Genomic DNA, 10,708 nt, shown 5'->3' on the forward strand with positions numbered 1-10,708 from the left:
GCCTCGGTGAAACGGCTTTTCCTCATGTCGTCTGCTCCTTTTCAGATTGGGCAGACTCTACATCACAGCGAGGGAACTTCCGGGGGGCAGGTCACTCTCCGACACCATCGCCCGCATCCCAGACTACAAGATCACCAAGGTCGACGACCTACTGCTATGGCGACGGAACGGGGAGCGGTCAGGCCGGACGGATACGATGAATATAAAATATCAATATTTTACGTAATATTTACATGAAACTCGCAAAACGACCTAAAAACCTGCCTATCCAAATTGCCTGCCATGTTAAGAATAACCTTCTGCAGGTCAGTGAATCTATATCAAATGTAATCAATGGATTGAAAACAATGATTCTACTTCAGATAGCCCACCCAAAACTGGAAAACCATGCTCCCGCGAATAAGCTGCCCACTCAGCGAATTCACTCCAGCGGTTGAGAAAAATGAAATCGAGTCCGGCTCTTGTTGCCGCTTCATGATCATATCGGCTATCTCCCAGAAAAAGCGCTGGACGCCTGATGTTGCCGGATGCGCTCTCGCGAGCGAGGATGTCATCCTTGTTATCGGGACTGCCAAAAATACCACCGTCAAAATGCCGGTCGATGCCACGTTGGGCAAAAATCTCACGCAACTCGGTCTGATCACCGCCTGAGACCACCAGCCAGCGCACACCAGGCGTTGATGCGCGCAAACTCGCCAGCCCTTCAGCTATTTCGCAAGTCGTCAACCCATCGCGTACCGCACCGGCATAGCGTTCAAGCAACGCATCCAGTCCTGGGCCCGGTCGGTCCGACGAGACAATGTTTTCCAGAAAATGAGCGAACTTGCGATAGCGCGAGACGCCACCATGAGCGATATGATGTGCTACCAGCGCTTCTGCGGCGTCGACGCCATAAGGCAACGCCGCCTCACGAAACGCCTCAGTCTTTACTCGGTTCGAGTTCAGGATGACGCCGTCGCAGTCGAAAATGATTGACCTATAGTTCGTCATTCTTTACCTGCTCGAGCGAGCGAATGATGTTCTGGGCCAGAATAAAATCCTCCTCCCAATCTATGTCAATCTTCTTCAGGCCATGCATTTCATATAGAGCCGGATTGGTCCCGATTCGGTCGCTCAGTGTCAGATAGTTATGTCGGCTTGAGATGTAAAAAGCATGATTTATTTCGTAAAGTGGCTCCAGATCCTGAGTGTTCGGCCACGGATTAACGGCTCTGTCGCAATTAATGATTGCCTTGCGCGAGTCACTCCAGATGAATTGTTGCAGCCTGCTCACGCTCATCAGTGAGTCATTTGGGCCGCTGAAGACAAGTTTGGTGTAAAGGTCGAGCGCACTCAGATAATCGGACTGGTCCACGAACGGCGAGGTCGCATGCAACCAGAAGATATGATCACTCCGAACAACTGTTGGCACGTAATCAATTAGATCTTTCACCTTCGTGGTAGAGTTACACAATACATCAGGTCTTCTCACGAGACGTGCGTTGTCAATAATCTTAAAGCCCTCGAATTGTGCAATGACTTCTTCATCATTCGTTGAAATAACAATCTCCGCGACATTTTTGCTGATCTTCTCCAGCTGCTCCATCTTGTGCTGGAAAAGACTGCGCCCATCGAGCCTGAAAGGGCGCGTATTCTTGCCCACAGCTCGGGAACTGCCAGCCCGAAGCGGAAAAAAAACGGATACGAGTTCCATCGTCATATCCCGTAAATTGAGATGGAAGGAAGAGCCTTGTAGCTCGTCGGGCTGATGGAAACTATCTTCGCCTGTTGGGCATCCTGTGTGTACAGACTCAAGAACCCGTTAATCTCGTCATTTCTGGGATCGCCCGCTGGATAACCGTCGAAGCCCGCCATCAGGATCCGGGTCGCCTTGCCGCTGACAGCGACGGCCAGTGCATAGGCCAACACCAGCGATGTCGGAGCCACGCAATGGGTATCATGAAAGGTAAAGATTCCGGGTTCAACGCCAAGGCCGAAATCAAGAAGCTCCTTGCCTGCCAGGGCCGCCTTGAGATTGTCGGGTAACATTGAGGCCGGTGTAATCAGTGGCTGGGGAAGCAAGGTATGAGCTTCGACGTCAGCCATCAGCCGCACCGGATGACAGGCTGCTCTCAAGTCGATCAGTTCAGGATCGATCGCGGACTGCGTATTCAGTGCAAGCACCAGCGGTTTCGCCCGGCGGATATAGGCTTCGAGCGCAGGCCTATGCGCCGCCACGCCTGGTCCGGTTCCAAGGATCAGCACTTCGCGCCCCGCGATCAGTCTCGCAGGCGCCCATGTGCCATGCGGTGCAGCGGCGTAGAAATTGCGCGCATTGCTGAGGCGATCCGTGCTGAACTTCTTGCCACCTTCCTCGCGTAGACGCTCGATCACTGCAAGAATATCTTCCTCGTTATAACGGGCATCACCCAGCATCTCTTGCACATACGTTGGATGGATACCGTACTTACCCGAGAGGTAATAGTAGGGATTCGATCCCCATCCGTAAAGTTCTTTCAACGGTCTGAAATATTTGCGAATCAAGGTCAACAACGGCACGAGATTGGCCTTGCGTCCGCGTATCGCTTCGGCCTCGATCGCCAGTTCCTCAATCCGGGCATTGCCGGGGCCACGGCCCATACCAGTCACTGTAGCATCGAGCCAATTGGCCCCCTCCGCTTGGGCACAGAGGGTGTTCTGCAATGCGAGCCCCATGTTATCATGCGTATGTACACCTATTGGCCCCTCCCATTCGGTGCGTATCCACTCAATCACACGGGATACGTCGTCGGGGGTCATCCCGCCCATACTGTCGGCGAAGTAAAGCACCTCCACCGGCCAATCCAGAGCTTTACGAGCGTAGTTGCGTATCTCTTCTTGCGTGCGATCTGAAATCTGCATGAGGTTGAACCCGACCCGATAACCGCGGTCGCTGAGCCAGCCGACGGCCGGAAGCACACGTTCGAATTCATGGTAGTGGCAGGCAAAACGGACCAGCTGCACCGGCGTCGTGGCAGTTGTTTCGGGAAACAGCTTTTCAAGTGAGGGAACCAGCCCTATATCCGTCAGCAGGTCGGCACCGTTCAGCATCACACCCACGGTCAGTCCTTCAGGGATCGAGAGTGTGCGTACGAAAGCGTCGGTTGTGAAAGCGCACGCCCCCTTAAACCCTGCATTCTTGATAAAGCGGAAGCCGAGTTCGACGATATCGACTTGAGCCGCTTTCATCGCCTCAAGGTAGGATTGAATCAGGGTAGGGGAAAAATCCCAAGAATTATAGTATCCTCCGTCGCGGAATGTGCAGTCGAGAATGTTCAGCGCGCTCATGAACGGTCCTTTCCGGGAGAGGGGGGTTTCCAACCATACGCGTTTGTGGCTTTATAGCACGTGAACGGGAAGAACGGCAATTGGAATTGCTTTTCAAAACAGGAAATTCCCCTCGCTTGTCAAGCATAAATTAGAGTTGAAGGAAATTAACATGCGCCGTTTCATGTCACATTCGTCGTAAAAATTTGTAAACGATCCTTGCACTTGACTTCGATTATTGGCCTGCAGACCGGTCAGGTGGACAGCGGGTTAGGCTCAGGACCCATTGATTTGAATTGGCGGTTATGACTCAGTCGGGTGTGCAGGAGCCTGACTGATGAGTAATTTGTTTTGGCTGACGGACGAGCAAATGGCTCGTCTTCAGCCCTATTTTCCCAAGAGCCATGGACGTCAGCGCGTTGACGATCGACGCGTTCTGAGCGGCATCATCTTCGTTAACCGCAATGGGCTCCGGTGGTGTGATGCGCCGAGGGAATACGGCCCCTCCAAGACGCTTTATAACCGGTGGAAACGCTGGGGTGACAAGGGCATCTTTATCCAGATGATGGAAGGCCTGGCTGTACCTGAGGCTCCAGAGCGCAAGACGATCATGATCGACGCGACCTATCTCAAGGCACACCGCGCGGCTTCTAGCCTGCGGGTAAAAAAGGGGACGCGGGCCGCCTGATCGGCCGCACAAAAGGCGGCATGAGCACCAAACTTCATGCCGTAACGGATGTGAATGGTCGCCCGATCAACTTCTTTATAACAGCAGATCAGGTCAGCGATTACACCGGTGCTGCCGCCTTGCTTGATGAGCTTCCCAAGGCCAAATGGCTGCTGGCCGACCGTGGCTATGATGCTGACTGGTTTCGTGACGCTTTGCAGGCGAAGGGCATCACTCCCTGCATCCCGGGTCGCAAATCCCGGAACAAGACCGTCAAATACGACAAGCGCCGCTACAAACGGCGCAACCGGATCGAAATCATCTTCGGGCGTCTCAAAGATTGGCGGCGCGTCGCTACACGCTATGACGGGTGCCCAATGACCTTCTTCTCCGGCATCGCACTCGCTGCTACCGTCATCTTCTGGCTCTGATCAATGAGTCCTGAGCCTAACAGCGGCGGCTATGGGCGAGGAGGCTACGGTCAAATTGTCGCAGCAACTTGCTATCTGGTCAACGCAGGAAAACAGCAACCGAAACCAAGGGGCACTCGGGAATCTGCGCTGAATTATACAAAAATTTGTATCCTCTTGATTCTAACAGCTTCCAGAAATAGGCGCGGGAGAGAATCCCTCGTATAAAGGTGTGGAATGGCAACTGAATCTTGTTATGAGGTTTTAGCTACTGGCTGCTGAGCAGCTTAAGTATGATTGATCTCCTCCACCTGATGGGGTACGTTTCAGCGATCTTAAGCGCTTCGTAGGACCTAGACATGGCAAGCAGACTTACGGCTGAGCAGCAAGCGGAACGATCCCAAGCGCTGAAAAAAAATTCTTCCGTTGCCATGCGCGCGGGGAGAGAGTATGCCGTTTCCTTCGTAGCCGCATATCCCATTATTCTCAAAAAGAATGATTCTAAAATTCTATATATTATATCGCACAATACCAATACAGATCAAAAGTTTGTACCACGGCCATTTGAAGCGGGAACTATTTAGCTTGAATGATGCTGTGAAAATTTCTGAGTTCAGTACCCTGAAGGATTTACGGTGATGGACGGCTCCGAGCACGTTCTCAGTTGCTTCACTCCCTTGCCGCCAGCGCGCAACGGTATTGCAGATTATGCATACATGCTCTTAGCGCCGTTGAGCCAGCACTTTTCCTGCATCGCCTATACCGATGAAATTTTTGGAAATATTCCTATAGGTGTTTCTTTACGTGACGAGCGTCAGGCGTTTCGATGGCTCGGAGAGGGAGACAAAATTTTACATCAAATAGGAAATAATCCAGGACATGGTTTTGTGCTCGACGCTCTTCGCCGCTATTCCGGCGTGGTTTCGCTGCATGATCTCAATCTCCTGTACTTGTATGAGGTAACCTCTCCAAGCCTTGAAGCAATTCTGGCGCGCGTCGGTTCGTCTTCGTCTAGTATTTCCAAAGTCTATTCAAGACAATGGAAAGAGCGAGGCATAAAGACGGCCGCAAATTATGTTTTATTTGATGCTCTAGATGAAGTTCTTCGACTATCGAAAGGCGTTATCGTTCATTCAAAATTTGCTCTAAACAAAATGCGAGCCGTACATGGAGATAACGCCATCCATAACATGGCTGTCATTCCGCATTTTGCACCTTCAATAGAAGCCACGAGCGTCGCGGAGGCGCGCCAACGTCTGTGTCTGGATGCAGACGACGTCATTGTTTTAACGTCTGGCTTTGCAACAAAAGTGAAGCGTTTCGACTGGCTTATGGAAGCGCTCGAGAACGCCCTCGCAAACGGTTATAAGTTTCGTTGGATTCATGCCGGTCCTGAACGTCCGGAAGAGTATGCCCTGTCCCAAACCGTACGCTCTTATCCGCGTTTGAGTTCGGTGACGCACATTACAGGATACGTTTCGGAAGCCGAGTTGGACGCCTACATCTGTGCATCCGATCTCGTCGTTAACCTTCGTTTCCCTTCGGTCGGAGAAAGCTCAGGCACTTTGGCGCGGGCTTTCTCAGTGGGAAAGTGCTGTATTGTTAACGATACGGCGGCATATTCTGAATTGCCTCGTGATACCGTCGTTCATCTCCCCGTTGTTGGTGCCAGCGTGGCCTTGGAGCGGGCAATCTGTGCGTTGATTGATAACCCGGATTTGAGGGCGGCGTTTGCTACCCAGGCGCGGAGGTTCGCGCAAACAGAGCTGTCTCTTGAATCGGTCGGGGCGCGATACGCGAATTTTATCAATGCATCTTATGAAGAAACGCGGCAGGAAGGAAACGTCACTCAGGTACAACATGTGTATGGTAAAAATATTGATAGTATGTCGCCGCAAACGCTCAAGCTGGAACGAACGACAGGTGGTCTTTCGGGTTCCCAGTTGGACCAGGTCAGACGGCTGACAGGAGGTTTTCGCATCAGTGTTGCTTGGCCGTCATCAACCGATCTATCTCAGTATATGACTGAGCTTGATCGTTTTATCGATTCGATTGTTCCTCCGCATTTTGCCATACGCAACATTCGCTTCCAATGGGACGTGTCGGAAGATGACGACGCAGCGTCTGGCGCAGAGAGAACTACGGCAAAGCCCATATCGCTCATTATCGATGGATTCGCCCACTGATGTTGTTCGTTCACCATACGCGAGACATCCCGCAAAAAAACGGTACCCCGCTTTCATTCGCTGCTGCAATGGCGATCGGGCGTTTTTTGGACCACGTCTTCGGGGGGGTTAGGGTTGTCGATCTCACTTTTCCATCTGCGGGATTCAGCGGCATCATGGGCGATGTGCTCGTCGGTGTTGCGGCGCCGGAGCGATTCAGCGCTGAGGTAAGGGACTTCTTCTTCCGGTTTCGGCAAAAAGGTGGGCACTTTCCAATACTATCTTTGGGGCCGGAATTGGAGCCGGTGTTGCGGGAGGGCGCCAGCGGCAGAGACAAACTTACTATTTTGTATCTTGATAGCAGTGTTGACAAAGAGCTGATTCGCTCGTTTTTTGGCTTCGGCGATATTGCCGTCCTTGTCTCAGCCGATGCCGAAACCGACGTTTGGCCCGATGGTGTCCTGGACGAGCGTAAATCTATCGACTTTTTGATTGCGGGAACCTATCATAAGAAATTTAGATTGATCTTACCCGAATATAACGTTGGCGGATTTGATGTTTTGGTGTCTCGTGATGATCCAGTTGAGAGCGTTTATCTAAAAAAGAATATAGTAAAAAATACGCCAAATGAGGTTCGAGTCTCGATAGAGCTTCCCTCCGTATCTGAGCACGTTTCTCTTGTATTTCCTGCCTCCCGCTTTATCCATGATGGTGAATATAAATCTGAGAGTGATGGTGGTTATGCATGGCTCTGGAGTGGCCCATCATCCCATCTACGTATATTCATTGGCAGGTTAGACGCATGGCCGGATAAATTGCGGCTAAAGTTAACGGTAGTCAACACGAATGACCCCCGAAATCTCGATGATGCCCGAATAATGGTCGATGGCTGCATTATGCCATTTACTTTAGAAAAGTGGTCCGCAACCAGTGGCCGTTTCGTGGTTGAAATTTTGGAGCCGTCGGCTGATTTTACCGTTCTTTCAATCGGGTGCCGGCATATGTGCAATATAGATGGAGGTCGACAAGTCGGCTTCTGTGTGGATCGGCTTGAGGTTGTTCCATGAGCGCGGCTCTTCGGATACTTGTTGTCTCACCCGTTCCGTCGCATCCGACGAACCAGGGAAACGCTGCCCGCATTCTCGCGTTTGGCAAGGAACTGCAATTAAGAGGCGCCGTTCTGGATTACTTGTACTACGGCATGGAGGGGCTAACCAACGATCAGCGGATTGCGATGCAAGATTTCTGGCATCGTTTTTTCTTTCTGCGCTCGTCCCCTCTGAGGAGACCAAAATATCCATCATGTTGGGGGATAGACGACTGGTGCCCGGACGAACTTTGTGACTACACAAAACAACTTATCAAAACATATCGATATGATGCGATTATAGTCAACTATGTGTGGATGTCGCGTGTTCTGCTTGGCCTCGACATCCCTTGCAAGGTGATTGATTCTCACGATTTGTTCAGTGATCGTCACAAGATACTTGAACAGAACAATCTTGATCCGCGCTGGTTTTTTACGTCCTCTGATGAAGAGCGACAAGGCTTTGAGCGTGCGGATATCGTTATCGGCATCCAGGACAATGAGGCGGAACGTATACGCTTGATGCAACGATCAGAAGTAGTCACGATCGGTCATGTCATTCCACCGTCTTTTTTGTTGGGCCATAGGAAGACCGAAGCGTTTTTTCTCTTTGGTTATCTCGGCAGTGCCAATCCGTGGAATGTGAACTCCGTGCGTGAACTGGATGCTGCCCTTACCAGTAAAGCTGTGCGAGCCAAGAAAAACCCCCGCGCCAGGAAAGCTGCGCTCACCAAAAAAATAGAAGAGCCGATAAGCTGGACGCTGGCTGGCACAATCTGCCGCCGCGATCTCCATCTGAAATCCGCGCCTTTCAAGATGGGGCTTGTTGACGCACTCGACGATTTTTACTGCAATGTTGATTGTGTTATCAACCCAATGGTCGGCGGTACAGGTCTCAAGATCAAGACAGTAGAAGCGTTGTCTTTCGGCAATCCTGTGATCGGAACCAACGATGCCTTTGAGGGGTTGCCTACGACGCATGCCTTGCACACTCTCGCAAGAGTGGAGGATGTGGTCGACGCGATGGCGGATTACAGGTCACATCTGTCCTTGCGTCCCGACCTGCTGCGTGCTTCCCGTGAGCTCTACTTTCGCTATATGGCCGATGTTTCAGCGCAATATGACCGCTTGGCGGCTGAATTGAAGAAGGCCAGGCCCCTTGCCAGACAATTCAAGGCGTTGACTACTAGATCTTCGTCATCAGAGCCAGTCCGAGATCATACCGTTTTAGCTAACAGCTGAACCAAGGTGAGAAATGAACGCGAAATCAATCCGGATCACACCTGTCATTCTCTCGGGAGGGACGGGGACACGCCTTTGGCCGTTGTCGCGCGAAGCCTTTCCCAAACAGTTGCTGCCGCTTGCGGGCGAGCATTCCCTGTTGCAGGAGACCGCACTACGGGTTGCCGACCGCTCCATATTCGCAGCGCCTATTTTGATTGCTAATGCTGAACATCGTTTTGTTATTGCTGAGCAGCTGCGTGAACTTGGTATCAACGACGCCACGATCGTGCTTGAGCCTGTTGGACGAAACACCACGGCTGCCGCGGCTGTAGCGGCGCTGATCGAGAGCCGGCGTGATCCGGATGGACTGATCCTTCTGATGGCGGCAGACCATGTTGTGCAGGACAAGGCGGCGCTGCTGGATTCAATCTGCCGTGGTGTCGACGCGGCGCTTGCGGGGAAATTCGTGCTCTTCGGCGTGAAACCCTACGAGCCTGCGACGGGATATGGCTATATTCAGCGAGGCATGGAAACGGAGTATCCTGAAGTTTATGCCGTCCGACGTTTTGTGGAGAAGCCGGATAGCGCGACCGCAGAAAATTATTTCGCATCGGGCGAATATTTATGGAACAGCGCCATCTTTTTGCTGCCCGTGTCGACCTTTATCTCGGAAGTTGAACGCCACGCGCCTGAGATATTGGCCGCAAGTCGGGCGGCACTGGACGAAGCGGGACAGGATCTCGATTTCATACGTCTTAACGAGGCGGCATTCGTCAAAAGTCCGTCGGTTGCGGTGGATTACGCGGTTATGGAAAAGACCGACCTCACCGTCGTCGTACCTACCGACTGTGGCTGGACGGATGTGGGAAGTTGGTCGGCGCTCGCAGCGATCGGGCAGCAGGACGACGACGGCAACGTGATGATCGGTGAAGTGACGGCACTTGATGTCCGCAATAGCTATCTGCGCGGGGAAGGCCAGCTCGTCGCCGCGCTTGGCGTGGACGATCTCGTCGTTGTTGCAACGCCAGATGTCGTCCTTGTGACGCACAAGTCAAGGGATCAGGAGGTCAAGAAGATCGTCGAGCAGCTGCGCAACGAAGGCCATGTTGCAGCTACCCAGACAGTTCAAGTGCATCGCCCTTGGGGGTATTATCAATCGATCCACAAGGGTGATCGCTTCCAGGTCAAGCGCATCACCGTCAACCCAGGTGCAAAGCTGTCGCTACAGAAGCACTTCCATAGGGCCGAGCATTGGGTGGTGGTGAACGGAACGGCAATGGTGACACGCGACAGCGAGCAGATACTGTTACGCGAAAATGAATCGATCTTCCTCCCGCTTGGATGTGTGCATCGCCTTGAGAACCCTGGCAAGGTGCCGCTCAACCTGATTGAGGTCCAGTCCGGCCCCTATCTAGGCGAGGATGACATCGTGCGTATCGAGGATATTTATGCTCGGGTGGAGACGGTCCAGAGCATGTCGTAAGTCCATTAAGAAATGAGTATGTAATAAAGATAGGATATGATGTCAACGGTGGAGCAAAATCACGCCCTTGGGCATCGAGTTGGCTCCGCCTTTCCGGGACATTTTAGGCAGGCCTGAGACCGGCACAATGCCCGGCCTGAAGCATGCGAGATTCCGCATTCAGGCTGGAGCGCTTAAAGATGTCGCGTTTGAAAAGGACATATTTATCAAGTCATTTCAATATATAGTGGAGCATTGTATTGCATTTTGATAAAGCATTTCGGTTTTACGTTGATACGTATCCGGCATGCTTTAGGCGCTGTCTGCATTCATCTGATCCATATCATTGCGCAAGCGAGGTGAACGAAGCCCATGAATGCTTCGATCGTCTTTTCGCAACGCAATGCG

At 52.0% G+C, this 10,708-nt stretch carries 9 protein-coding genes; 6 read left to right on the forward strand and 3 right to left on the reverse strand.

Annotation, left to right across the window (positions count from 1 at the left end):
• Nucleotides 1-330: 330 nt before the first annotated feature.
• From FHS82_RS20630 to FHS82_RS20640, 3 genes are read right to left on the reverse strand one after another with little or no spacing between them, the layout of a single operon-like run.
• Nucleotides 331-990 carry an HAD family hydrolase gene (locus FHS82_RS20630; protein ID WP_166956581.1) on the reverse strand — a complete coding sequence of 220 codons (660 nt, stop codon included), beginning with the start codon at nt 988-990 and terminating at the stop codon, nt 331-333.
• A complete protein-coding gene (locus FHS82_RS20635; RefSeq protein WP_166956584.1) occupies nt 977-1,693 on the reverse strand; it encodes an acylneuraminate cytidylyltransferase family protein in 717 nt (238 codons plus the stop codon). Before FHS82_RS20635 ends, FHS82_RS20630 begins: the two co-directional genes overlap by 14 nt.
• 2 nt (nt 1,694-1,695) lie before the next feature.
• Nucleotides 1,696-3,306, reverse strand: a complete 1,611-nt coding sequence (locus FHS82_RS20640; RefSeq protein ID WP_166956587.1) for an aldolase catalytic domain-containing protein — start codon at nt 3,304-3,306, stop codon at nt 1,696-1,698.
• A 316-nt stretch (nt 3,307-3,622) separates the two neighbouring features.
• Between FHS82_RS20640 and FHS82_RS20645 the strand changes: the two genes are divergently transcribed.
• The 6 genes from FHS82_RS20645 (at nt 3,623) to FHS82_RS20670 (ending at nt 10,321) form a co-directional block, all read left to right on the forward strand.
• A protein-coding gene (locus tag FHS82_RS20645) for an IS5 family transposase (RefSeq protein ID WP_166956590.1) occupies nt 3,623-4,383 on the forward strand; the annotation gives its coding sequence in 2 pieces (ribosomal slippage) (nt 3,623-3,959 and nt 3,959-4,383; 762 coding nt in all).
• Nucleotides 4,384-4,721: 338 nt separating this feature from the next.
• Nucleotides 4,722-4,946, forward strand: coding sequence for a hypothetical protein (locus FHS82_RS20650; RefSeq protein WP_166956593.1), 225 nt, complete (start codon nt 4,722-4,724; stop codon nt 4,944-4,946).
• A 54-nt stretch (nt 4,947-5,000) separates the two neighbouring features.
• Nucleotides 5,001-6,548 carry a glycosyltransferase family 4 protein gene (locus FHS82_RS20655; protein ID WP_166956597.1) on the forward strand — a complete coding sequence of 516 codons (1,548 nt, stop codon included), beginning with the start codon at nt 5,001-5,003 and terminating at the stop codon, nt 6,546-6,548.
• On the forward strand, nt 6,548-7,594 hold the full coding sequence (locus FHS82_RS20660; protein ID WP_166956603.1) for a hypothetical protein: 1,047 nt from the start codon (nt 6,548-6,550) through the stop codon (nt 7,592-7,594). The genes FHS82_RS20655 and FHS82_RS20660 overlap by 1 nt, the downstream gene beginning before the upstream one ends.
• Nucleotides 7,591-8,856, forward strand: coding sequence for a glycosyltransferase (locus tag FHS82_RS20665; RefSeq protein ID WP_166956608.1), 1,266 nt, complete (start codon nt 7,591-7,593; stop codon nt 8,854-8,856). Before FHS82_RS20660 ends, FHS82_RS20665 begins: the two co-directional genes overlap by 4 nt.
• Nucleotides 8,857-8,869: 13 nt before the next feature.
• Nucleotides 8,870-10,321 (forward strand): mannose-1-phosphate guanylyltransferase/mannose-6-phosphate isomerase, encoded by a 1,452-nt coding sequence (locus FHS82_RS20670; RefSeq protein WP_166956629.1) that lies wholly within the window; start codon nt 8,870-8,872, stop codon nt 10,319-10,321.
• Nucleotides 10,322-10,708: the final 387 nt, after the last annotated feature.

It is taken from the genome of Pseudochelatococcus lubricantis (assembly GCF_011762225.1).
Taxonomy (GTDB): domain Bacteria; phylum Pseudomonadota; class Alphaproteobacteria; order Rhizobiales; family Beijerinckiaceae; genus Pseudochelatococcus; species Pseudochelatococcus lubricantis.

Bases quoted from the DNA above. Each gene is read 5' to 3' on its own strand.
- FHS82_RS20640 (WP_166956587.1), bottom strand. From the start codon at position 3,306: ATGAGCGCGCTGAACATTCTCGACTGCACATTCCGCGACGGAGGATAC.
- FHS82_RS20650 (WP_166956593.1), top strand. From the start codon at position 4,722: ATGGCAAGCAGACTTACGGCTGAGCAGCAAGCGGAACGATCCCAAGCG.
- FHS82_RS20660 (WP_166956603.1), top strand. From the start codon at position 6,548: ATGTTGTTCGTTCACCATACGCGAGACATCCCGCAAAAAAACGGTACC.
- FHS82_RS20635 (WP_166956584.1), bottom strand. From the start codon at position 1,693: ATGGAACTCGTATCCGTTTTTTTTCCGCTTCGGGCTGGCAGTTCCCGA.
- FHS82_RS20665 (WP_166956608.1), top strand. From the start codon at position 7,591: ATGAGCGCGGCTCTTCGGATACTTGTTGTCTCACCCGTTCCGTCGCAT.
- FHS82_RS20670 (WP_166956629.1), top strand. From the start codon at position 8,870: ATGAACGCGAAATCAATCCGGATCACACCTGTCATTCTCTCGGGAGGG.
- FHS82_RS20655 (WP_166956597.1), top strand. From the start codon at position 5,001: ATGGACGGCTCCGAGCACGTTCTCAGTTGCTTCACTCCCTTGCCGCCA.
- FHS82_RS20630 (WP_166956581.1), bottom strand. From the start codon at position 990: ATGACGAACTATAGGTCAATCATTTTCGACTGCGACGGCGTCATCCTG.